This window comes from Polaromonas sp. P1_G1, from assembly GCF_056405595.1.
The window spans coordinates 1-23579 of record NZ_JBFUBU010000013.1 but is presented as its reverse complement, the minus strand read 5'-3'; the positions used below and the strand labels follow the sequence as shown (position 1 = coordinate 23579).

General features: G+C 65.5%; 21 protein-coding genes. 13 read left to right on the top strand and 8 right to left on the bottom strand.

The features are described from left to right. Window positions 1–3 precede the first annotated feature (3 nt). From AC1D1Y_RS08435 to AC1D1Y_RS08405, 7 genes are all read left to right on the top strand, one after another. The gene (locus AC1D1Y_RS08435; protein WP_411882079.1) at window positions 4–327 is read left to right on the top strand and encodes a YbaB/EbfC family nucleoid-associated protein; all 324 of its coding nucleotides are present in this window, start codon (window positions 4–6) and stop codon (window positions 325–327) included. A gap of 141 nt (window positions 328–468) precedes the next feature. After that, window positions 469–1095: a recombination mediator RecR gene (gene recR / locus AC1D1Y_RS08430; RefSeq protein WP_477651571.1), complete on the top strand. Its 627-nt coding sequence runs from the start codon at window positions 469–471 to the stop codon at window positions 1093–1095. Window positions 1096–1179: 84 nt separating this feature from the next. Beyond that, entirely contained in the window at window positions 1180–1593 is a 414-nt protein-coding gene (locus tag AC1D1Y_RS08425) for an MAPEG family protein (RefSeq protein ID WP_477681948.1), read from the top strand. A 154-nt stretch (window positions 1594–1747) separates the two neighbouring features. Next, window positions 1748–2797: an ABC transporter substrate-binding protein gene (locus AC1D1Y_RS08420; protein ID WP_477681947.1), complete on the top strand. Its 1050-nt coding sequence runs from the start codon at window positions 1748–1750 to the stop codon at window positions 2795–2797. Between the two features lie 203 nt (window positions 2798–3000). Then, window positions 3001–3828, top strand: a complete 828-nt coding sequence (locus AC1D1Y_RS08415) for an ABC transporter ATP-binding protein (RefSeq protein WP_477681946.1) — start codon at window positions 3001–3003, stop codon at window positions 3826–3828. Window positions 3829–3830: 2 nt separating this feature from the next. Next, window positions 3831–4670 carry an ABC transporter permease gene (locus tag AC1D1Y_RS08410; RefSeq protein WP_477681945.1) on the top strand — a complete coding sequence of 280 codons (840 nt, stop codon included), beginning with the start codon at window positions 3831–3833 and terminating at the stop codon, window positions 4668–4670. Between the two features lie 165 nt (window positions 4671–4835). Next, a complete protein-coding gene (locus AC1D1Y_RS08405; RefSeq protein ID WP_477651576.1) occupies window positions 4836–4988 on the top strand; it encodes a DUF3096 domain-containing protein in 153 nt (50 codons plus the stop codon). 19 nt (window positions 4989–5007) lie between these two features. On the opposite strand, the gene AC1D1Y_RS08400 is transcribed toward AC1D1Y_RS08405, so the two are convergent. Continuing rightward, complete coding sequence (locus AC1D1Y_RS08400; protein WP_477681944.1) at window positions 5008–6555, bottom strand: transglycosylase SLT domain-containing protein; 1548 nt, start codon at window positions 6553–6555, stop codon at window positions 5008–5010. Next, entirely contained in the window at window positions 6552–7403 is an 852-nt protein-coding gene (locus tag AC1D1Y_RS08395) for a hydroxyacylglutathione hydrolase (protein ID WP_477681943.1), read from the bottom strand. The genes AC1D1Y_RS08400 and AC1D1Y_RS08395 overlap by 4 nt, the downstream gene beginning before the upstream one ends. Window positions 7404–7430: 27 nt before the next feature. Here AC1D1Y_RS08395 and AC1D1Y_RS08390 point away from each other — a divergent pair, with 27 nt between their 5' ends. From AC1D1Y_RS08390 to AC1D1Y_RS08370, 5 genes are all read left to right on the top strand, one after another. Continuing rightward, window positions 7431–8255, top strand: a complete 825-nt coding sequence (locus AC1D1Y_RS08390; protein WP_477651583.1) for a class I SAM-dependent methyltransferase — start codon at window positions 7431–7433, stop codon at window positions 8253–8255. 68 nt (window positions 8256–8323) lie between these two features. After that, the gene (gene rnhA, locus AC1D1Y_RS08385; RefSeq protein ID WP_477681942.1) at window positions 8324–8806 is read left to right on the top strand and encodes a ribonuclease HI; all 483 of its coding nucleotides are present in this window, start codon (window positions 8324–8326) and stop codon (window positions 8804–8806) included. Window positions 8807–9073: 267 nt separating this feature from the next. After that, a complete protein-coding gene (locus AC1D1Y_RS08380; RefSeq protein ID WP_477681941.1) occupies window positions 9074–10492 on the top strand; it encodes an efflux RND transporter periplasmic adaptor subunit in 1419 nt (472 codons plus the stop codon). A gap of 33 nt (window positions 10493–10525) precedes the next feature. After that, the gene (locus AC1D1Y_RS08375) at window positions 10526–13690 is read left to right on the top strand and encodes an efflux RND transporter permease subunit (protein WP_477681940.1); all 3165 of its coding nucleotides are present in this window, start codon (window positions 10526–10528) and stop codon (window positions 13688–13690) included. Between the two features lie 57 nt (window positions 13691–13747). Next, complete coding sequence (locus AC1D1Y_RS08370) at window positions 13748–14986, top strand: hypothetical protein (protein WP_477681939.1); 1239 nt, start codon at window positions 13748–13750, stop codon at window positions 14984–14986. A gap of 30 nt (window positions 14987–15016) precedes the next feature. Here the strand turns inward: AC1D1Y_RS08370 and moeA are convergent, their stop codons facing one another. The 5 genes from moeA to AC1D1Y_RS08345 all read right to left on the bottom strand — a co-directional run bounded on the left by moeA (window position 15017) and on the right by AC1D1Y_RS08345 (window position 20601). Continuing rightward, window positions 15017–16327: a molybdopterin molybdotransferase MoeA gene (moeA, locus tag AC1D1Y_RS08365; RefSeq protein WP_477681938.1), complete on the bottom strand. Its 1311-nt coding sequence runs from the start codon at window positions 16325–16327 to the stop codon at window positions 15017–15019. Then, on the bottom strand, window positions 16324–16971 hold the full coding sequence (gene mobA, locus AC1D1Y_RS08360) for a molybdenum cofactor guanylyltransferase MobA (RefSeq protein WP_477681937.1): 648 nt from the start codon (window positions 16969–16971) through the stop codon (window positions 16324–16326). The genes moeA and mobA overlap by 4 nt, the downstream gene beginning before the upstream one ends. Window position 16972: 1 nt before the next feature. After that, a complete protein-coding gene (gene moaA, locus AC1D1Y_RS08355; RefSeq protein ID WP_477681936.1) occupies window positions 16973–18100 on the bottom strand; it encodes a GTP 3',8-cyclase MoaA in 1128 nt (375 codons plus the stop codon). Window positions 18101–18309: 209 nt separating this feature from the next. Continuing rightward, window positions 18310–19071, bottom strand: a complete 762-nt coding sequence (locus tag AC1D1Y_RS08350; protein WP_477651591.1) for an SDR family oxidoreductase — start codon at window positions 19069–19071, stop codon at window positions 18310–18312. Between the two features lie 96 nt (window positions 19072–19167). Continuing rightward, the gene (locus AC1D1Y_RS08345; RefSeq protein WP_477681935.1) at window positions 19168–20601 is read right to left on the bottom strand and encodes an aldehyde dehydrogenase family protein; all 1434 of its coding nucleotides are present in this window, start codon (window positions 20599–20601) and stop codon (window positions 19168–19170) included. A 286-nt stretch (window positions 20602–20887) separates the two neighbouring features. Here AC1D1Y_RS08345 and AC1D1Y_RS08340 point away from each other — a divergent pair, with 286 nt between their 5' ends. Next, window positions 20888–23035, top strand: a complete 2148-nt coding sequence (locus AC1D1Y_RS08340; RefSeq protein WP_477681934.1) for an AAA family ATPase — start codon at window positions 20888–20890, stop codon at window positions 23033–23035. Between the two features lie 100 nt (window positions 23036–23135). On the opposite strand, the gene AC1D1Y_RS08335 is transcribed toward AC1D1Y_RS08340, so the two are convergent. Further along, window positions 23136–23579 (bottom strand): sodium/proton-translocating pyrophosphatase (locus AC1D1Y_RS08335; RefSeq protein ID WP_477681933.1); only part of this gene is annotated, 444 nt, incomplete at its 5' end.

Here is a 23579-nt window from a genome sequence, read left to right as displayed (position 1 = left end):
GCCATGTTTAACAAAGGACAACTCGCCGGCCTCATGAAGCAGGCCCAGGCCATGCAGGACAACCTCAAGAAAGCCCAGGACGAGCTGGCTTTTGTGGAAGTGACGGCCGAGGCCGGCGCCGGCCTGGTGAAGGTCACCATGACCTGCAAGCACGACGTCAAGCGCATCGAGATCGACCCCAGCCTGCTGGCCGACGACAAGGACATGCTCGAAGACCTGGTGGCCGCGGCCTTTAACGCCGCCGTGCGCAAGGCCGAGGAAGTCAGCCAGGAAAAGATGGGCAAGCTGACAGCCGGCCTCCCACCCGGCATGAAGCTCCCCTTCTAAAACTGTGGGCCCCCACGTTCGCTCGCTGCGCGTAGCTCTCTGCCCCCCGAGGGGGCGCTGCGCCTGCGGCCCGGCAAAGCCGGTTCCGCGGCCCCGGCTGATCTCGTGCAGGCACACGCTTGCGCCGCATTAACTTCCACCATGGCTGATTCCAACGCTCTCGAAGGCCTGACCCAGGCGCTGCGCAAGCTGCCGGGCGTGGGCGCCAAGTCGGCGGCGCGCATGGCCTTTCATTTGCTGCAGCATGACAAACCCGGCGCCTTGCAGATTGCGCGCGCGCTCGAGCATGCGGTCGGCAGCGTGCGGCACTGTAGCCTGTGCAACACCCTGACCGAGCAGGAGCTCTGCACCACCTGCGCGAACCCGCAGCGCGACCGCAGCAAGCTGTGTGTGGTCGAGACGCCGGCCGACCAGGCGGCGCTGGAGCGCACGCTGGCCTACAAGGGCCTGTACTTCGTGCTGATGGGCAAGCTGAGCCCGCTGGACGGCATAGGCCCCAACGACATCGGCCTGCAAAAGCTGTTCGACCGCGTCGTGCCCAAGGACGAGCGCGGCGAGGCCTTGCCGCCGGCCTCGCGCGAGGTGCAGGAAGTGATCCTCGCGACCAACTTCACGGCCGAAGGCGAGGCCACGGCGCATGTGATCGCCCAGGCGCTCAAAAGCCGCGGCGTGCAGGTGACGCGCCTGGCGCGCGGCGTGCCGGTGGGCAGCGAACTTGAATACGTGGACCTGGGCACGATTGCCCATGCGCTGGTGGACCGCCGCTGAGGGGCGGCGATATTTTTTTGATTGCGGCCAGGCCATGATCGCAACGGCCGCAACGACACAACAACAAACGAAAGGAACCCACCCATGACATTCGCACGCTTCACCATTGCCTATTGGTGTGTCCTGATCGCGGCCCTGTTGCCTATCGCCTGCGCGGCGCTGGCCAAATACGGCATGATGGGCACGCCCCGGCGCGACGGCGGCKTTGACAACCACAACCCGCGCGGCTGGCTGGCGCGGCAAACCGACTGGCGCGGCCGCGCGAATGCGGCCCAGCACAACACCTTTGAAGCGCTGCCTTTTTTCTTCGCGGCGGTGATCATCGCGCACCTGCTGCAAGCTGGGCAGACGCGGCTGGACATCCTGGCCCTGCTGTTTGTCTTTCTGCGCATCGCCTACATCATGATGTACGTGGCCGACCTGGCCAAAGCGCGTTCGGCTGTCTGGGCCGTCGCGCTCTTCATCAACATCTGCATCCTCTTTTCGGGCTACCGCTAAACAGATCAAACGCGCGCGGAGAGTGCGTCGGCCGCGGTAACCTTTGGTAACCCCGAGCACCTCATTTTTGGTAAAAACCCGCACGGGATGACCCCGATGCGGGTTTTTTTACGTCTCGATAAGCTTGTGCCATCCACAAGAAGAGAGGCTTTGCATGAACCGCCATCCCCTGATTTCCCGCCGCGGCTTTGCCGGCGGCACTGCGCTGGCTGTGGCGACGCTGGCATTCCCATCGCTGCGCGCCCAGCCCAAACCCGAGAAGAGCAAGATCGCGATTGCAGTCGGCGGCAAGGCCGCTTTCTATTACCTGCCGCTCACGATCTCCGAGCAACTGGGCTACTTCAAGGCCGAGGGCCTGGACATCGAGATCAGCGACTTTGCCGGCGGCGCGCGCGCGCTGCAGGCCGTGGTGGGCGGCTCGGCCGACGTGTGTTCGGGCGCGTTTGAGCACACCATCAACCTGCAGGCCAAGAACCAGATGTTCCAGGCCTTTGTGCTGCAGGGCAGGGCGCCGCAGATCGCTTTCGGCATCTCGACGAAGAACATGCCCAACTACAAGACCCTGGCCGACCTCAAGGGCAAGAAGATCGGTGTGTCGGCGCCGGGCTCGTCGACCAACATGATGGCCAACCTGGTGCTATCGCGCGCGGGCCTCAAGCCCGGCGACGTGAGTTTTATCGGCGTGGGCACGGCGGCCGGCGCGTTGACCGCGCTGCGATCGGGGCAGATCGATGCGATGAGCAACACCGATCCGGTGATGACCATGCTCGAGCAAAAAGGCGAGGTCAAGATCATCAGCGACACGCGCACGCTCAAGGGCACGGTGGAAGTCTTCGGCGGTTCCATGCCGGCGGGCTGCCTGTATGCGCCGCTGGAGTTCGTGCAAAAGAATCCCAACACCTGCCAGGCGCTGGCCAACGCGATCGTGCACGGCCTCAAGTGGCTGCAGACCGCCGGCCCGGGCGACATCATCAAGACCGTGCCCGAGAGCTATCTGCTCGGCGACCGTGCGCTTTACCTGGCTTCGTTCAACAAGGTGCGCGAGGCGATTTCGCTCGATGGCATCATCCCCGACGACGGCGCGCGCACGGCGCTCAAGGCATTGGCAAGCTTTGACCCCAGCATCAAGGCCGACAAGATAGACATCGCCAAGACCTATACGAACGAGTTCGCCCGCAAGGCCAAGGACCGATTCAAGGCCTAGGCCTGGAGCCCCCACGCTCCCCACTTCGAGCCTGCGGCGCGCTGCCCCTTGCTTGTGTATCGGGGTGCTGCGCCTGCGGTCTGGCAAAGCCAGTCCCGCGGCCCCTGCTGGTGAAGACAGATGCCCCCGTCGCTCGTTCGTTGCTCCCCCAATCCTTCATCGTTGAGCTGCCTCGCGCAGGCAGCTTGCTGTAAGCTCCCGCCATGCCAGAACCCGACAACGCCTACGCCCTGGAGCTGATCGACATCAGCTGCACCTTTCGTTCGCGCGACGATGCGGGCCAGCGCTACACGGCGGTCAGCGATACCACCTTGCGCATACGGGCCGGTGAATTCGTTTCGGTCGTCGGGCCGACGGGCTGCGGCAAATCGACACTGCTCAACATAGGCGCCGGCCTGCTCGAGGCCTCGTCGGGTGAGGTCAGGGTCTTTGGCCAGCCGCTGGCCGGCATCAACACGCGCGCCGGCTATATGTTCCAGACCGAGGCCCTGATGCCCTGGCGCAGCGCGCTGGCCAACGTCATGATGGGCCTGCAGTACCGCGGTATTCCAGACGACGAGGCGCGCCGCCAGGCGCAGGCCTGGTTGGAGCGCGTGGGCCTGGGCGGCTTCGGCGACCGCTACCCGCACCAGCTTTCGGGCGGCATGCGCAAGCGCACCGCGCTGGCCCAGGTGCTGGCGCTGGACCCGGACATCATCCTGATGGACGAGCCTTTCAGCGCGCTCGACATCCAGACCCGCCAGCTCATGGAAAACGAGGTGCTGGAACTCTGGGCCGCCAAAAAGAAGGCGGTGCTCTTCATCACCCACGACCTCGACGAGGCCATCGCCATGAGCGACCGCGTGGTCGTGCTGTCGGCCGGCCCGGGCACGCACCCCATGGGCGAGTTCGCGATCGACCTGCCGCGCCCACGCGACGTGGCCGAGGTGCGCCACCAGCCGCGCTTTGTCGAGCTGCACACGCAGATCTGGAACGTGCTGCGCGACGAGGTGCTCAAGGGTTATGCGCAGCAACTGAAGAAGGCCGCCTGAGTATGTGGCGGCATATCAATCCTTCTGAAAAAAACCTGCGCGCCTGGCAAATCGGCCTGCTGGTCGTCATCCTGCTGGTCTGGCACGCCGCTTCGCGTGACCAGAAGATTGCGTTTTTCCTGGGCGAGCCTATCAAGGTGGCGGGCCGGGTCTGGAGCTGGTTCATGCCTTTCGGGTTCGGCCCCAGCGCGCTGTTTCCCGACGGGCTGCCCGGCAATGCCGACATTTATTTGCACCTGGGCACGACCTTGCTGGAGACCGTGCTGGCGTTCGGCATAGGCACGGTGCTGGGCCTGGCCTGCGGCCTGTGGCTGGCGCTCGCGCCCACGGCCAGCGCCATCCTGGATCCCTACATCAAGGCCGCCAACTCCATGCCGCGTGTGATCCTCGCGCCCATCTTCTCGCTGTGGCTGGGCCTGGGCATCTGGAGCAAGGTGGCGCTGGCCGTCACGCTGGTGTTTTTCATCGTGTTCTTCAACGTCTATCAGGGCGTCAAGGAAGTCAGTCCGGTGGTGCTGGCCAATGCCCGCATGCTAGGCGCCAACCAGCGGCAGCTACTGCGCACCGTGTACCTGCCCAGCGCCACAAGCTGGGTGTTCTCCAGCCTGCACACCTCGGTGGGCCTGGCGTTTGTCGGCGCGGTGGTGGGTGAGTACCTGGGCTCGGCGCGCGGGGTGGGCTACCTGATCCTGCAGGCCGAGGGCACCTTCGACGTCAACACCGTGTTCGCCGGCATCGTGGTGCTGACGGCCTTTGCGCTGGTGTTGGACGGTATCGTGGGGCGGCTCGAGAAACGCCTCATGAAGTGGCAGCCGCGCAGCGGCGAGACGGAAAAGCTCTGACGCTTTGCGCATCCCCTTTCCCTGTACCGCAAGTTCCTGTCGTCCTACAGTCTCCGGCTGCTTGCCTGCTTACAGTCAAGGCCGGACTTGCGCCATTCCGGGCCTCCTTGCCGCCGCGCAAGGGGAGGCGGGCAGGCCGGCATCCAAAACTCCAAGGAAAACGCCATGAACCTTTCTCTCAGCATAGGCCCGCTTGTCTCCCTGATCGCGGGCGTCCTGATCCTGATCATTCCGCGCCTGCTCAACTACATCGTGGCGATCTACCTGATCGTCATCGGCCTGATAGGCCTGTTCGGCGTCGGCACCCTCAAGCTTTAGCGGCGGGAGGCCTGGGGCTTCAGCGTTTTTTGGATTTCACGACGGGCTTGGCCGTGCTGCGCTTGACGGCCTTCACGCTGCTTTTGCCTTTGCCGCGGCCAGCCGAAGCGGCATGGCTTTTGACCGGCAGGAACACCACCACCTGGTGGCCGACCTTGAAGGCGCTGGAGGCGCTGACGTTGTTCCATTCGGCCACGCTGGCGGCGCTCAGGCCGTAGCGTTTGGCGATGGTGGCCACCGATTCGCCCTTGCGGGCCTTGACGGTGGTGCGCCGCGTGACGATTTCGGGCGCGAAGGACACCTGGGCGGTGTCGGCGATGTGGGAGGTGACGTCGTTTTCAACCTTGGCCGAACGCGGCACCAGCAGGGTGGAGCCGGCCTTGATCAGCATGCGCGGCGGAATGTTGTTGACGCCGCGCAGGTCGGCTTCGCTCATGCCGGTGCGGCGCGCTGCCTCGGCCGGGTTCATGGTGCTGGGCGCGGTCCAGGCGGTCCAGCTCGCGTACTGGCCCTGGGTGTAAGCCTCGAAGTTGCGCTGGAACACCGTGGCGTTGTCCCAGGGCAGCAAAATCTGCGGCGTGCCGGCGGCGATGATGACGGGGCGGTGCGCCGAAGGGTTCAGCGCCTTGAAGTCCTCGATCTTGACGTCGGCCAGGCGCGCGGCCAGGGCCACGTCGATGTCGCGCGTGATCAGCACCTGCTGGAAGTAGGGGTGGTTTTCGATCAGCGGCAGTTCGGCGCGGAAAGCCTGCGGATTGGCGACGATGTTTTTGACGGCCTGCAGCTTGGGCACGTAGAGCCGGGTTTCCGCGGGCATGTTCAGGTCGGCATAGGTGGTGCCCAGGCCGGCGCGCTGGTTCTTGGCGATGGCGCGGCCCACGCTGCCTTCGCCCCAGTTGTAGGCGGCCAGCGCCAGGTGCCAGTCGCCGAACATGCCGTAAAGCTTTTGCAGGTAGTCCAGCGCGGCGCGGGTGGAGGCCAGCACGTCGCGGCGGTCGTCGCGGAAGGCGTTTTGCTTCAGGTCGAAATACTTGCCGGTGGCCGGCATGAATTGCCACATGCCGGCGGCCTTGGCGCTGGAGACGGCCTGCGGGTTGAAGGCGCTCTCGATGAAGGGCAGCAGGGCCAGCTCGGTGGGCATCTGGCGGCGCTCGAGCTCTTCAACGATGTGAAACAGGTATTTGCTGGAGCGCTCGGTCATGCGCTGGATGTAGTCGGGCCGGCTGGCATACCACTGCTCGCGATCGGTGACGAGTTCGTTTTGCAGGTCGGGCATGGCAAAGCCGCGGCGTATGCGGTCCCAGAGTTCCTTGGGGGGCTCGGTGGAGGCGACGTTCTGGTGCGAGCCTGCCTGGCCCGGCGTGATGGCCTGCAGCGGGCCGCTGGGCAGCAGCGGTTTGGTGGCGGGGCCGCCGGTGGTCAGCACCGGGTCGCTGGGCAGGCCGGGCGCCTGGGTGGCGCAACCCGCCAGCAGCGCCGTGACGAGGACGGCGGCCAGCGAAACAAGGCGGAAAAAAGAGAAGGAGGAAGGGACTGAAGCGGCAGTGGTGCGGGAATGTGGCGTCATTTGAATTGGTTTTTCCACTGCCGGATGGCGGCAAATACGGTGGTCTCGTCACGGGCCGACGCATCAAAGTGCCGGGCAGCCGCCATGATAGTGGCTTGCCGCGTCCGCAAGAAGGGATTAATCCGCAATTCCTGCGCTATCGAACTCGGCAGGGTCGGCACCCCCTGCTCGCGCAGGCGTATGCATTGGGCCTGGTAGGCCGCCAGGTCGGCGTTGCCGGGCTCCACGACCATGGCAAAACGCAGGTTGCTGAGCGTGTATTCATGGGTGCAGCAGACCACGGTGTTGCCGGGCAGGGCGGCGAGCTTGTCGAGTGAGGCCAGCATCTGCGCCGGCGTGCCTTCAAACAGGCGCCCGCAACCGCCCGAGAACAGCGTGTCGCCGCAGAACAGCAGGGGTTGGCCGTCCACGGCAAGGCCATCCGGCGCCGGGCCGCCCCAAGCCGGATGAGCCCCCTCGGGGGGCAGCGCATCACGCGAAGCGGAAAGCGTGGGGGCAAGGTAATAGGCGATGTGGCCCGCCGTGTGGCCGGGCACGTCAATCACCTGGAAATCGAGGCCGAGCGCGTTGGCCGTGCTGCCGCCCTTGAGGTGTGTGTAAGGCTGGGGAATGCGCTCGGTGGCCGGGCCCCAGACCTGGGCGCCCGTGGCTTCGCGAAGGGCATCCACGCCGCCTGTGTGGTCCGCATGGTGGTGCGTGACTAGAATCGACTCCAGTTGCAATGCGTGCTCGTCCAGGGTGCGCAGCACCGGCCCGGCATCTCCCGGGTCCACAACCAGGGCGCGTTTGCCGTCATGCAACAACCAGAGGTAGTTGTCGTCAAAGGCGGGAATCGGGATCAAAAACATACATGCACATGCGGTGGTTGGAACTTGATGAGCTCTGAAATTATAGGTTTGACCGACTGGCTGAAGACGCCGCCCGGCGCTTATCTGCTGGGCTGGGAGCGCACGCATTTCGACGAGGCCGTGAGCGACGTGTTCGGCTACCACGCCCTGCAGCTGGGCCTGCCGGAACTCGATGCCCTGCAAGCAAACCGCATGCCGCACAAATGGCTGGCGCTCGAGTCCCTTGCTCCTGCCGCCGCGCCTTCACCGGCTCTTGGTGCGACTGCCGCCCCCGCGGCAAGTTCCCGGCGCGCGGCCCTGCTGACCGACTCGGGCGCCTTGCCGTTCCCGGAAAGCAGCCTGGACCTGGTGGTGCTGCCGCACACGCTGGAGCTCAGCCGCGACCCGCACGCCACGCTGCGCGAAGTCAGCCGCGTGCTGGTGCCCGAGGGCCGCGTGGTCATCAGCGGGCTGAACCCCACCAGCCTCTGGGGCCTGCGCCAACGCCGCGGCCATCTGTACCAGCGCTGGGGTTACGACAAGCTGTTTTTGCCCAGCACGGGAGACTTCATCGGTTACTGGCGGCTGCGCGACTGGCTGAGGCTGCTGGACTTTGAGGTAGAGTCGGGGCGCTTCGGCTGCTACCGACCGGCGCTGACCAGCCAGGCCTGGCTGGACCGCTTCGAGTGGATGGACGCGGCAGGCGAGCGCTGGTGGCCGATTTTCGGTGCTGTGTACTTTCTCGCGGCGGTCAAGCGCGTGCGGGGCGTCCGGCTGCTGGAGCCCGCGTGGAAAACCCGCAAGGCGCCGGCCGCGGCGCCGGCGGCTGTGGCCAACAAGGAGCCGGCCGTCCGCTTGCGGCCGCCGGCCTGAGCTGATTTTTCTTTTTTCACCGCCGGGCATGGGCCCGGCGTTTTCGTTTTACAAAGCAAACACAACGCATGACCGATTTATCCACCAGCCCAGCAGCCATCCCCCAGCCCGTCGTGATCTACACCGACGGCGCATGCAAGGGTAATCCCGGGCCCGGCGGCTGGGGCGTTCTGCTGTCCCAGGGCGGCACCGAAAAGGAGCTGTTCGGCGGTGAACTCGGCACCACCAACAACCGCATGGAAATGATGGCCGTCATCGAGGCGCTGACGGCACTCAAGCGGCCCTGCAGCGTGACCCTGTACCTGGACAGCGAGTACGTGCGTAAAGGCATCACCGAGTGGATACACGGCTGGAAGGCCAGGGGCTGGCGCACGGCGGCCAAGGCACCCGTGAAGAACGTGGACCTGTGGCAGCGCCTGGATGCGCTGGTGAGCGGCAGCGGCCACAAGATCGACTGGCGCTGGGTCAAGGGCCATGCCGGCGATCCCGGCAACGAGCGCGCCGATGCGCTGGCCAACAAGGGCGTGGAACGCGCGCTGGGCCGCTTGTAACAGCGGCTTGGGCGGGCCTGGAGCGCCGCGGGAACATGTGCGCGAAAACAGGCACCAAGCAGGGACGGCCGGCGCACATCCCCGAGCCCGGGCACGCACCATAAGCGTACGTAGCATCCACGGCTTCGCGGCCGCGCCGGCCGATTGGTAAAGCCGTTGTAAAGCTACCGCGCTTGCCCCTGGCAGAGGACGGAAAAGGCTGCGCGCGCCATGGTGTCCTGCTACATTGGAACTTTGTATCTCTTTGTATAACAAGTTTTCCTCCCCATGGCATCAAAAGCACTCTACACAGCGGTCGCCGTCACGGGCATAGCGGTCGCATCGGGGGCCGCCTGGTGGCTCCAGAAACCCAAGGCGCCGGATGCTACCGGGGTTGCGCCTTCGGCTGCCGGCAGCGGTGGTGCCGGTGGCAATGGCGCCAATGCGGGAAAACCAGTCACGGTGGAAGCCGCCAGGGTGGAAATCGCCAGGCTGTCGGACGACACCCAGGCCGTGGGCAGCTTGCGTTCGCGCCGCGGCGTGGTCTTGCGGCCCGAGGTCAGCGGGCGCATCACCCAGCTCAATTTCACCGACGGCCAGCGTGTGCGCAAAGGCCAGGTGCTGGTGCAGTTCGACGACCAGCTGCCGCTGGCCCAGGTGCAGCAAAGCCAGGCCGAACTTTCCATCGCCCAGGCCAACCAGAAGCGCAACCAGGAGCTGGTGGCGCAAAATTTCATCAGCCAGCGTTCCCTCGATGAAAGCGCGGCCAACCTGCAGGTGGCCGAAGCCAAGCTGTCGCTGGCCAAGGCCACGGCGGCGCGCCTGAAAATCATCGCGCCTTTTGACGGCATTGCCGGCATACGCCTGGTCAACGTCGGCGACTACCTCAAGGACGGCGCGGACATCGTCAACATCGAGGACATTGAAGCGATTTTTGTCGATTTCCGCTTGCCCGAGCGCTTCCAGAACAAGGTCAGGCGCGGACAGACGGCGACGCTCGACATCGACGCCTTGCCCGGGCGCAAGTACAACGCGCAGATCCAGGCCATCGACCCTTTGATCGACGCCAACGGCMGCTCCATCGGCATTCGCGGCTGCATCGACAACCGCCAGCTGCAGCTGCGCCCCGGCATGTTCGCCCGCGTCAACGCGGTGTTCGGCGTGCGTGAAAACGCCCGGGTGATACCGGAGGAAGCGATTGTTCCGCAGGGCGGCCGGCAGTTCGTCATCAAGCTGCTGGAGGGCCCGAACGGGCAGACCCGAATCACCAAACGCGTGGAAGTCAAGGTCGGCCTGCGCAGCCCGGGCAAGGTCGAAATCCTCGAAGGCCTGGAACCCGGTGACGTCGTGGTCGCAACCGGCCAGCAGCGCGTGCAGCGCGATGGTACGGTGGTCAGCGTGGTGGACCTGGCCGCGAATGCCGCCAGCCGCGCGGGCAATGGAAAATCAGCCGCCGGCGCTTCTTCACCCGCATCGCCGGCGTCCCCCGCTTCACCGGCAACGGCCGCCCCCGCAGCTCCCGAGGCCGCCGCGCCGGTGAAGACTGCCGCGACCGCGGCGGCCCCCGCAGCCCAGCAAGCCCCCCTGGCCGGCCCCAATCCCTGCGGCGTGGTGGTGTCGGAGGCTCCCGGCGCACTGGTTCCGGTGCGCAGCGTGGCACCCGCCGAGCGCGGCCCGTCCGGCCCGCCGGCGCGCGACCCGGCCTGAGCGCCGACCGGCCAGAAGCTTTCACAGACACCTATGCAACTCGCTGAAGTCTCCATACGCCGTCCGGTCTTCGCCACCGTGCTGTCGCTGCTGATCGTGCTGATAGGGGCGGTCAGTTTCAACCGCCTCACGGTGCGCGAATACCCCAAGATCGACGAGCCGGTCGTGACCGTGAGCGTGCGCTATGTGGGCGCCTCCGCGGAAGTGATCGAATCCCAGGTGACCAAGCCTCTGGAAGACTCCATCGCCGGCATTGACGGGGTGGATGTCATCACCTCGATCAGCCGCGCCGACCAGGGCCAGATCAGCGTGCGTTTCCGCCTCGAAAAAGACGCCGATTCCGCCGCCGCCGAGGTGCGCGACCGCACCTCGCGTGTCCGCAACCGCCTGCCGCAAGCCATCGAGGAGCCGGTGATCGCCAAGGTCGAGGCCGACGCCTTCCCGGTGATACAGATCGCGTTTTCCAGCGAGTCGATGATGCCGCTGCAGATCAACGACCTGGTGAACCGCATCGTCAAGCCGCGCCTGCAGACCGTCACCGGCGTGGCCGACGTGCGCATCTTCGGCGAGCGCAAGTACGCGATGCGCGTCTGGCTGGACACCGACAAGCTCGCCTCTTACCGCCTCACCACGCAGGACGTCGAGGACGCCATCCGCCGCAGCAACCTGGAGTTGCCGGCCGGCCGCATCGAGTCGCAGCAGCGCGAATTCAGCGTGACCTCGCAGACCGACCTGGTCAGGCCCGCCCAGTTCAGCGACATCGTGGTCAAGAACGTCAACGGCTTTTCGGTCAAGGTGCGTGATGTGGCCCGGGTGGAAGAGGGCGCCGCCGACGAGCGCACGGCCGTCCGGCTCAATGGCCGCTCGGCCGTGGCGATCGGCGTGATCCGGCAGGCCACCGCCAATCCGCTGGATTTGTCCAAAGGCGTGCGCGAGGCCATTCCCAAGCTGAAGGCCGATTTGCCGCCCGACGTGCTGATCGACATCGCCAACGACAACTCGGTGTTCATCGACCGGTCCGTGAAGAACGTCTACCGCACCATCGCCGAGGCCATCATCCTGGTGGCGCTGGTGATTTTTGTGTTCCTGCGCACCATGCGCGCTTCCATCATTCCCATCATCACCATCCCGGTGAGCTTGATCGGCACCTTCGCGATGATGGCCCTGGCGGGTTTTACCGTGAACACGCTGACCTTGCTGGCGCTGGTGCTGGCCATCGGCCTGGTGGTGGACGACGCCATCGTGATGCTGGAGAACATCTTCCGCCACATCGAGGAGGGCATGGACCCGTTCTCGGCCGGCATCAAGGGCGCGCGCGAGATCGGCTTCGCGGTGGTCACCATGACGGCCACGCTGGTCGCCGTGTACGCGCCGCTGGCGTTCACGCCGGGCCGTACCGGGCGGCTGTTCGTGGAGTTCGCGCTGGCGCTGGCCGGCGCGGTGGTGGTGTCGGGCTTTGTCGCGCTCACGCTCACGCCCATGATGTGCACCCAGTTGCTCAAGCACAACCCCAAGCCGAATCGTTTTGACCGCTTCATGGAGCGGGTGTTGACGTCAATCTCCGACCGGTACGGCTCGGTGCTGCGATGGGTGGTCACCAAGCGCTGGGAACCTTCGGGCGACACCCCGGGCTGGGGCCAGAAGTTCAGGGCCTTTGCCTTCCAGGCGCGCTGGATTGTCATCGGTGTCATGGCGCTCAGCGCGCTGGCCATCGCGCTGGTTTTTCCCGGCATGAAGCGGGAGCTCTCTCCCATGGAGGACCGCGGGGTCATCCTGGCCAACGTCACCGCACCGGACGGCGCCACCCTGGACTACACCAACCGCTATGCCCAGGCCCTTGAAAAAATGGGCCAGCCGTTTCCCGAGTTCGACCGTATTTTCGGCAACGTCGGCAACCCCACGGTAGCTCAAGCCAGTGTGGTCTACCGCACCGTGGACTGGGACGAACGCAAGCGCTCGACCATGGACATGGCGCGCGAACTGCAGCCCAAATTCAATGCCCTGCCGGGTGTCAACGTCTTCACCATCACGCCGCCCTCGCTTGGCCAGGGCTTTCGCGACCGCCCGGTCAACTTCGTGATCCAGACCTCCGACAGCTACCAGAACCTCAATGCCGTCACGCGCCAGATGCAGGACGAGATCGCCAAGAACCCGGGCATCGTCTCGGTCGATGTCGACTTGCGCCTGAACAAGCCCGAGCTTCGCATTGAAGTCGAGCGCGACAAGGCTGCCGATCTCGGCGTGAGCGTCGAGGTGGTGGCAAAGGCGATCGAAACCCTGCTGGGCGGGCGCAACGTGACGCGCTACAAACGCGACGGCGAACAATACGACGTGATCGTGCAGACCCAGGCCAGCGGCCGCACCACGCCCGACGACATCGATCGTATTTATGTCCGTGGCCGCAACGATGCCATGATTCCGTTGTCGGCGCTGGTCAAGGTGCGTGAAAGCGTCTCGCCGCGCGAACTCAACCACTTCGGCCAGCGGCGCTCGGTGTCGTTTACCGCCAGCCTCTCGGGCGATTACTCGCTGGGCGAAGCGCTCAAGTTCATGGACCAGACCGCCGCCAAGGTGCTCAAGACCGGCTACAGCACCGACCTCAATGGCACCTCGCGCGAATTCCGCAACTCGCAGGGCGCGCTGGCCATTGTGTTTGTGCTGGCGCTGCTGTTTATTTTCCTGGTGCTGGCCGCGCAGTTTGAGAGCTTTATCGACCCGCTTGTGATCATGCTGTCGGTACCCTTGTCCATGCTGGGCGCCCTGTTGGCGCTGAAGTGGACGGGCGGCTCGCTCAATGTGTATTCCCAGATCGGGCTGATCACGCTGGTCGGCCTGATCACCAAGCACGGCATCCTGATTGTCGAGTTCACCAACCAGCTGCGCGGGCAGGGCATGGAGATGATAGACGCCGTGGTCAAGGCCTCGTCCCAGCGCCTGCGCCCCATCCTGATGACCACCGGCGCGATGGTGCTGGGGGCACTGCCGCTGGCCATGTCACACGGTGCCGGCGCCGAAAGCCGCACGCAGATCGGCTGGGTGATCGTGGGCGGCATGTCGCTGGGCAGTTTGCTGGCCGTCTTCGTGGTGCCCACGATGTACACCCTGTTTGCCCGCAAGGCCATTCCGGGCGCGAACAAAACCATTGCCAAAGAGCAGCCCGATGAACACCTTGAGCACCCGGAGTACGTGGCGAAATGACCAGAAGATGCCGCACACGCCGCACAGAGCTCCTGGCATGGTGATGAGAAAGCCGGTTTGACCGCACACCCTGCGGGCCGAATCCGTACCCTTGCTTCTTTCCTGATTCCATTCCTGCTGGCGGCCGGCCTGGCGGTTTCCGCGCGGGCGCAGGAGACGGCCGTCGCGGGGGCCTATGGCCTGCAGTTTTTCTGTTCGCCCTCCCAGCTTGCGCAACTCAGCCCCGACATGTTCCGGTATCTCCAGCGGCTCGGCATTCCGGCCCGGTTGGTTCAGGAGACCTTCGACAAGCCGCGAGGGACCATGACGTACTCCCTGCTGGGCTCAGGCGCTGCCGTGAGCACCCTGTTGCTGGCGCAGCGTCCGGAATTGGCCATCAAGGACGAGACGGTGCTGGTGCCTGTGAAAAACAACAAGACACGCAAGCTCAAGACCGTCTCGAAGAAAGAAATCCTGCTGGCCTTGCTGCACCCGGGCCGCTTGACCGAGTTCAGGGGAAAGGCCTGCGATGTGCAGGCCCTGGTCGACCACGTTGGCATCCGCCAGAACACGGTGATCTGGGCCGAGGTGCTGGAATGGGGCTGGCCCGAGGGCGGTCCTGCCAAGTGGAATTCCCGCTATTGGGTCAATGGCACGCCCAAACTCCGCACCCCTCTGCATCAAGCGCTCAACGACATGTTTTTTGAGCAGGGGAAGTACGAGATAGGCTGCTACGCCGCGACCAAGGTGGTGTTTGCCCAAGGTGCGCTGGATTACTTTCGCCGCGTCAAGGGGGACGCAGGCAGGGCACGCACCGTGGAGCGGCGATTGCTGGCCGACGGTGAGCCGCTGGTCGACCTGGAACCCGGCCGCATGTGGAGTTTTGAAGCTGATTTTGATCCGCTGGAGCTTGAACGGCCGGGCAAGGTCCTGCGCATGGTGGGCGGTGTTGCGGCCGGCAACTTTGTCCCGGGGGATTGGGCTTATTTCCTGAACACCGACCCGGGCACCAGCCAGAAGACGGGCTATGAAGGCTCCAACGCGATCTATCTGGGCGGCAACCGATTTGACGACTATTACAACGACAACCAGCATCACTACACCTACCAGGAAAAACTCGGTGAGGTTTATCAGTGGCGCCACGGTGTTTTCAGCCGGCAACGCGATGCCGAAAAAATACAGCCCCTGGCCGCGCAGGACTATGAACGCCTGAGCACCACGCCGGAAAACGGCGGCCTGCTGATGAGCTTTCGGGTGGTGCCCTATTTTTTCGGCTACGAAGACTTGCCCCCGCTACCGGAGCCGCGGAACGACTAGGGCCGCCGGCGCCGCGGCATTCGACTGGATCTACAGGACGCCGTCAAACATCAGCACATCAAGCTCGTCGCCGACTGCGACATTGCCCTGCGCGTGATGCAGCACGATCAGGCCATTGGCCTCGGCCATGGAGCGCAGCACGCCCGAGCCCTGGCTGCCGGTGGTCTTGACCTGTAAAGAGCCGTCGGGCGCTGTTGAAACCCAGCCGCGCTGGTATTCGGTGCGGCCGGCTTTTTTGCGTATCGCTTCCGTGCTGCGGGCCTTGAGCAGCGGCGGCGGCGCGGCGCTGACGCCCATCATCTGCAGCAGGGCGGGGCGTACAAAGGCTAAAAAAGTGACCATCACGGCAACCGGGTTGCCGGGCAGCCCGAACAGGATGGCGCCATTGGAGTTGCCGCCCTGGTTGCTGACGGGCGGGATGCGCCCCACGGCCATGGGGCGGCCGGGCCGCATGGCGATGCGCCAGAAGGCCACGTCGCCGAGTTTTTTCATCATGGCCTTGGTGAAGTCGGCCTCGCCGACGCTGACGCCACCCGAGGTGATGATGGCATCGGCCCGCGCGGCGGCCTCGGTGAAAGCGGCTTCGAGCAGGGCCGGGTCGTCGCGCACCACGCCCATGTCTATGACCTGGCAGCCCAGGCGGCTCAGCATGCCGAAGACGGTGTAGCGGTTGCTGTCGTAGACCGCGCCTTCGCGCGGCGCCTCGCCGAGCGAGAGGATTTCATCACCGGTGGAAAAGTAGGCCACGCGCAGCGGCCGCCAGACGGGCAGGGTGGCCAGGCCCAGGGAGGCCACCAGCCCCAGCCGGGCCGGCGTGAGGATTTCGCCCTGGCGCAGCGCCGGCAATCCCTGCGCCAGGTCTTCGCCGCGCAGGCGGCGGTTGTCGCCGGCGCGCAGCAGACCGGGCGGAATGCTGATGCGCGCACCCTCGCTGTCTTGCTGCGGTTTGACGAACTCTTGTGGCACCACAGTGTCCAGGCCGGGCGGCATGATGGCGCCGGTCATGATCTTCACGCACTGGCCGGGGTGGACGCTGCCCTGCCAGGCCTTGCCGGCTAGCGCCGTGCCGTCGGCCACCCGCAGCTCCAGCGCAGTGTCCGGGGCCAGCCGGCTGCCGTCAAAGGCGAAACCGTCCATGGCCGAGTTGTCGTGCGGCGGGACGTCAAAGGGCGAGACCACGTCCTCGGCCAGCACCCGGCCCAGGGCCTCGAACAGCGGCAGGCTGACGGCATCCTGGACGGGCGCCACCAGCCGGGAGAGGAAGTCGAGCACCTGGCCGGCCGACAGGGCTTGCGGGTCGTAGCCCTGGAGCTCCGCGGCGATCTGGTCCAGCGTCTTCACGGCAGGCGCGATTCGAGCTGGTGCAGCTCAGCCAGGGTGTTGGCGTTGAAGAAACCATGCGCATCGTCGCCGGGCCGGTCGAAGGGCACGGCCACGGTCTTGTGCTGTGCCGTCCACGCGTCTATCTTGCGGCCGCCCGCGTGCGTAAAGCACACCAGGCTTTCCAGCATGTGGGTGCCCATCAGGCAAAACACCGGCTGCGGCCTGAGCTGGCCGTCTTCCTCGGGCGCGGAGGCCAYGGCGAAGTCGGCGCCGTCACGCACATAAGCCTCGGCCAGGCGCTCCACCAGGTCGTCGGGAAAGAGGGGCGTGTCGCAGGGTACGGTCAGCAGGTAGGGCGTTTCGCAGCGCTCCAGGCCGGTGAGAAAGCCCGCCAGCGGCCCGGCGAATTCGCCCAGGCCGGTGCTGTCGGGCCAGACCGGCACACCGAAGGCCTCATAGGCGGCCAGGTTGCGGTTGGCGTTGACCATCACCTCGCCGACCTGCGGGGAGAGCCGCATCAGCGTGTGCAGGGCCAGCGGCACGCCGTTGAAATTCTGCAGGCCCTTGTCGACGCCGCCCATACGCGAGCCGCGCCCGCCGGCCAGGATCAGGCCGGTGATGGCTTCGGCGTGCAGTGTCGTGTTGTGGCTGTTGCTGGTCACGTTATCCGCCTATGTAGCTCATCTCGACCCGCTTGCCGCTGCTGTCGGGCATGCTGGTATCCGCGGGCAGCGCGGCGCGCAGCTCTGAATAGTGGTCGTCTCGGCCTTGCCAGATGTGGGCCACGGCCGCGGCGATCTGCTCGTCGGCATAGCCGCCGCGCAGCAGGGCGCGCAAATCCTGCCCCTGGCTGGCGAACAGGCATAAAAACAGCTTGCCCTCGGTGGACAGCCGCGCCCGGTTGCAGTCGCCGCAAAAAGCCTGGGTCACGCTGCTGATTACGCCGATCTCGCCCGCGCCGTCGGCGTAGCGCCAGCGCTCGGCGGTCTCGCCGGTGTAGTTGGGGTCGATGGCGGTGAGCGGGAACTCGGCGTTCAGTCGCTCCACCACCTGCGCCGAGGGCAACACCTCGTCCATGCGCCAGCCGTTGGTGGCGCCCACGTCCATGTATTCGATAAAACGCAGCACCGCACCGGTGTGGCGGAAGTGCCGGGCCATGGGCAGGATTTCCGCATCGTTGGTGCCGCGCTTGACGACCATGTTGACCTTGAGCGGCGCCAGGCCGACTTTTTGCGCGACTTCGATGCCCTTGAGCACGTCGGCCACCGGGAAGTCCACGTCGTTCATGCGGCGGAAAGTGGCGTCGTCCAGCGCGTCCAGGCTCACGGTGACGCGTTGCAGGCCGGCATCTTTGAGCGACTGGGCTTTTTTGGCGAGCAGCGAGGCGTTGGTGGTGAGGGTGATGTCCAGCGGCTTGCCCTGCGGCGTCTGCAGCTTCGCCAGCATTTCGACCAGCACCTCGAGGTGTTTGCGCAGCAGCGGCTCGCCGCCGGTGAGGCGGATTTTCTCGACGCCGTGCGCCACGAACACCTTGGCCAGGCGGGTGATTTCCTCAAAGCTCAGCAGCGAGGTCTGCGGCAGGAAGGCGTAGTCCTTGTCGAATACCTCGCGCGGCATGCAGTAGCTGCAGCGGAAATTGCAGCGGTCGGTCACGCTGATGCGCAAGTCCCGCAGCGGCCGGCCCCGCGTGTCGCTCAACAGGCCGGTGGGCGCCGCCAGCCGGGCAGGGATGTGCGGCACGCGGCTTGCGTAGCGGATGTCTGCCAGCGGAATGATTTTTTCGGTCGTCATCGTGAGGGGCCCAAGGGGAGAATTTACTCCATTGGCCCGTCTCGGACGCTAAAACGAGGCCTTATCCCCAAAGAGAGATTGACTCTCCCCCTTTCAGGCTCACTTCGTGTAGCCTGCTCCCCCCTCGGGGGGGCGGCGCTTGCGGCCCGGCAAAGCCGGTTCCGCGGCCCCTGCTGATGGGGGAGCCCCATGCCAGAGCACGGTGATTCCTACACACAACGGGCGCCATCTACTTCGATGCACACGCCGCTGATGAAGTCCGCCTCGTCGCTGGCCAGGTAAAGCGCCGCATTGGCGACGTCCAGTGCAGTCGAAAAGCGACCCAGCGGGATGCTGGCGCGAAAGCGTGCCTTGCGCTCTTCGTCCAGCGGGCCACCGGCGAAATCGGCGGAAAGGCCGGTGTCGGGGTTGAACACCGGGTTGATGCAGTTGACGCGTATGTTGTCAGGCCCCAGCTCGGCCGCCAGTGATTTGGAGGTGGTGATGACGGCCCCCTTGGAACCGTTGTACCAGGTCAGGCCCGGACGCGGGCGCACGCCGGCCGTGGAGGCGATGTTGATGAAGCTGCCGCCGCCCAGGCTGCGGAACACCGGCGTGGCGTGGATGGTGGCCAGGTAAATGCTTTTGACGTTGATGGCATAGCACTTGTCGAAGTCGTCCTCGCTGACGTCGAGCGCGGGCTGGTTGCGGTGCGTCCAGCCGGCGTTGCTGACCATCACGTCGAGCCGGCCGTAGCGCTGCACGGCGGCATCGACCAGCGCCTTGACCTCGGCGGATTTCGTCACGTCGGCGGCAAAGAAGGATGCCGTGCCGCCGGCCTTGACGATGGCGGCCACCACTTTTTCGCCCAGGGCGACATTGATGTCGTTGACGATGACCTTGGCGCCCTCGGCCGCCAGTCGCCGGGCGATGCCTTCACCGATACCGCCACCGGAGCCGGTCACGATGATGGATTTGTCTTTGACCCGCATGGGTTTGTCTCCAGGTGTTTTGATTTAGTAACTGATACGTGAGCTTATTACATCCCGGCCCTGGGGCCGTACCGGGAGGGAGGCCGGGTGGGGCACTCAGCCGTGGCGCACCGCCACAGTCTTCAGCGTCGTGAAGCCGTACAGGGCCTCGAAGCCCTTTTCGCGTCCGTAGCCCGAGGACTTCACGCCGCCGAAGGGCAGCTCCACGCCGCCGCCGGCGCCGTAGTTGTTGATGAAAACCTGGCCGCTCTTGACTCTTTTGGCGATGCGGAATTGGCGCGCGCCGTCGCGTGTCCAGATGCCGGTGACCAGGCCGAACTGGGTGGCGTTGGCGAGTTCCACGGCGTGGTTTTCGTCCTTGAAGCTCATGGCGCACAGCACCGGGCCGAAGACTTCCTCCTGCGCCAGCCGGTGCGTGGCCGGCACGTCGCGCAGCAGGGTGGGGGCCTGGTAAAACCCGGTCTCGGGCGCTTCGTCGACGATCTGGCCCTGGGCCACCATGGCGATGTTGGCGACGTGCGCGTCGCTCAGGAAATCCCAGACGCGCTGCTGCTGGCTTTGGCGGATCAGCGGGCCCACGTCCAGGTCCATCGCGGCGGGGCCGACGCGCAGGTTTTCAAAGGCATGGCCCAGGCGCTGCAGCAGCGGCTCGTAAATCGCCTGCTCCACCAGCAGGCGGGAACCTGCCGAGCAGGTCTGCCCGGCGTTTTGCACGATGGCATTGATGATGGCGGGAATCGCGGCGTCGAGGTCGGCGTCGGCAAAGACGATCTGCGGGCTTTTGCCGCCCAGCTCCAGCGTGACGGGGCAGTGGCGCTCGGCCGCCACCTGCTGGATCAGTGTGCCCACGGCCGGGCTGCCGGTGAAGCTGATGTGGTCTATGCCTTTGTGGCGTGCCAGCGCGTCGCCCACTTCATGGCCGTAGCCGGTCACGATGTTGATGGCGCCGGCCGGAAAGCCGACCTCGGCGGCGAGCTGCGCCACGCGGATCAGGGAAAGGCAGGCGTCCTCGGCCGGCTTGACCACGCAGACATTGCCCGCGGCCAGCGCGCCGCCCACGCTGCGGCCGAAGATCTGCATCGGGTAGTTCCAGGGGATCACATGGCCGGTGACGCCGTGCGGCTCGCGCCAGGTCATCACGCTGTAGCCGTCCAGGTAGGGAATCGTGTCGCCGTGCAGCTTGTCGCAGGCGCCGGCATAAAACTCAAAATAGCGCGCCAGGGCCGCCGCGTCGGCGCGCGCCTGTTTGGTCGGCTTGCCGCAATCGCGCTGCTCTAGCTGGGCCAGTTCCTCGGCGTGTTCGGCCACCTTGGCCGACAGGCGCATCAGCAGGCGCCCGCGCTCGGCGGCGTTGAAGCGGCTCCACACCAGTTCCAGGCATTCGCGCGCGCTGCGCACGGCGGTGTCGATGTCGTGGGCGTTGCTGCGCTGGATTTCGTCGAACACCTGGCCGTCGGACGGGTCGATGACGGGGATGGTCTTGCCTGAGACGGAGGGGAGGGAGGCGTTGGCGATGTAATTGAGCTGCATCGCCTGATTTTGCTTGAAACCGGCCGCGCGGGCGCCGGCCGAGGCCTTCGCGGCCGGCCGAAGGTAACGGTTAAAAAAAGCGTGTGTTTTTCACGTCTTGGCGTGGTGCGCGGACGCCTCGTTTACAACATTTTTGCTGTGGGGAAATGGGCTTTTCTGTAGGATTGAACCTACACACGCACCTCGCCAATTCCTACAAACGGGAACGGTGCCCACATTGCGCCCCGCGGGCGCAAACCGCGGCCGCAGCCGGCAACTGCGGGCCGCAATCTGGACTCATATTGCGATGACCGATCCCACCTCATGCGCGACCGATGCCGCTCCCGCCGGCGATGCACCCACCGCCGGCTCCGGCGTGCAAGCCTGGCTGAAAGCCCTGGCGGCCCGCCTGCGCGACTGGCTGGCAATCCAGACCTTGGGCATGAAGCTGGCCGTGCTGGGTGTTGCCCTGATGATTCCCGCCAGCGGCTACTACGCCTGGTCCACCCTGGAACGCCAGGAGAAGCTGAGCCTGGAGGTCAAGGCGATGACGGCGGCGGGGCAAGGCGCCGAGGCGGCCTGGGCTTACAACACCACGTTGCCGGTGGTCTTCGGAAGCGGCTCGGTGCTGAGTTTTCTCGAGACCCACCCGGTCGCGCGCATCACCATCATTTACCGCCCGATTCTCTGGACTGTTTCCGAGCGCTTTGTGCTGGTCGAGTCGGAGGGCCGGCAGTACGCCTACTACCCCTCGGACATGGAGACCAAGATACTGGCCGACAAAGCCGTGACGGCGCCCTGGGGCGGCAAGCTGGCTTTTGTGCCGCAAGCCGCGCTTGACGGCGCCAGCAAGGACATGCTGGCACGCCTCGAGCAGCGTTTCGGCGAGGCGCGCCCGCAATCCGAACAGGACGCCTGGAAAGGCGGCGCCAGCGCGCTGGTGTCCGCCGCGCTGACCGTGGGCCTGTTGGCCTTCCTGTGGTTCCAGGTGGGCGGGCAGCGCAAGTCCCTCAAGTTCATTTCCCCGCAGCAAATCAGCGGCGACCTGGAGGACCTGGTCGGCATGGACGACATCAAGGCCGAGGTCGCGCAGATCCGCGACCAGTACGAACGCCGCCTTGAATATGCGGCGTATGGCGTGAACAAGCCCTTCAACGTGATGTTCAGCGGCCCGGCGGGTACCGGCAAGACCAAGCTGGCCAGCTACCTGGCCAAGGAGCTGAACCTGCCGATTCTTTTCCATTCAGCCGCCAACCTGGAGACCGGCTATGTCGCCGGCGGCTCCAACACCTTGTCGCGCATCCTGGCGTTAGCCACCCGGCGCAAGCGCTGCATCGTGTTCCTCGACGAGGCGCAAGACCTTTTCATGCGGCGCGGCGGCAACCGGAAATACGACGACGACACGCAGAACATGCTGCTGGCCATCCTGGACGGCGTGCGGACCAAGTCGGATGCCGAAATCATCTGGATCGTGGCGTCCAATTTCAATTCGGCCAACCTGCAGATGGACGAGGCCATGCTGCGCCGCTTCCAGATGAAGGTCGATTTCCGCATGCCCAACCAGCAGGAGCGCCTGGCCATCACAGGCCACTACCTGCGCCAGCGCGCGGAAAAAGTGCTGCCGGACATGGACCTGCGCCATTTTGTCGAGCTGACGGAAGGCTGCAGCCCGGCCGACCTTGAGACCATGGTCAACCAGGCCGGCATCATCGCGGTGCAGTCGGGCCAGATGATAGGCGCGCACACCCTGATGCAGGCCGCCGAGCGCGTGCTGGTGGGCAACGTCAACGACAACACCACCAAGGAACGCGAGCGGGACCGGCGCATCATCGCCGTGCACGAGTGGGGCCACTTCCTGATGGACTTTCACCACCAGCGCAAGCTGGCAGGCGGCAACTGGGATGCCCTGCAAGCCGACATGAACACCATCAAAATTTCACTCAAAGCCAATCCGCGCAACAACGCGCTGGGCTTTGTGCTGCACAAACAGGACAGCAATCTCCTCAAGACCAAAGGCGACATGGAGCATGAAGTGCGCGTGCTGCTGGGCGGCATGGCCAATGAAGAGCTTTTCTTCGGAGAGGACGGCACCACGGGCGGCGCCCACAACGACATCACGCGCGTGACCCGGCTGTTGCACCATGCGGTGGCGGAAATGGGCATGTACCGCAAGACCCGGCTGAACTATGCAGCGCTCGTCAAGGACGGCGGCACGGCCCCGCCGGACGAGGAAACGCGCAGCATCATGGAGGCCCAGAGCGAGCGGCTTTTCAGCGAAACCAAGGCTGTCCTGGCGCAATACACCGGCCTGACGGAGCACCTGACCGGGTGCCTGATGCGATCCGGTGAGATGACGCTCAGCGAAGCGCTGAGCGAGATTCGCCGCTTCGAATTCCTCGCGGCGCCGGCGTTGCTGGAGGTTGGGCAAGGGGCGGGCCAACTGATGCCGGCTTGACCGGCTGGCGGCCACGCCGCTGCAGCCTTGCTGTGTGCCTACAAAGAAAAAGCCCTGCAGTGCAGGGCTTTTTGCTTGGGGCCGTAGCCGCTTTATCCGGCTAGCGGGAAGCGGGTGCCGCCGGCGTTGGCGTGGCAGCTGCGGCGGGCGCTTGCGTGGGCGCCGGGGCCGGCATGGCCGGCGCCGTGGGAGTGGCGGCCGGTGCGCTCACGGCGGCGGGTTCGGCCATGGGAGCGCTGGGTGCTGCTTGGGCGGGACCGCCGTGGAACTTCATCACCAGCGGGACGATCARCAGCGCCACGATGTTGATGATCTTGATCAGCGGRTTCACGGCCGGGCCGGCGGTGTCCTTGTAGGGGTCGCCCACGGTGTCGCCGGTCACGGCGGCCTTGTGCGTCTCCGAGCCCTTGCCGCCGTGGTTGCCGTCTTCGATGTACTTCTTGGCGTTGTCCCAGGCGCCGCCGCCGGTGCACATGGAGATCGCGACGAAGAGGCCGGTCACGATGGTGCCCATCAGCAGGCCGCCCAGGGCTTGCGGGCGGGC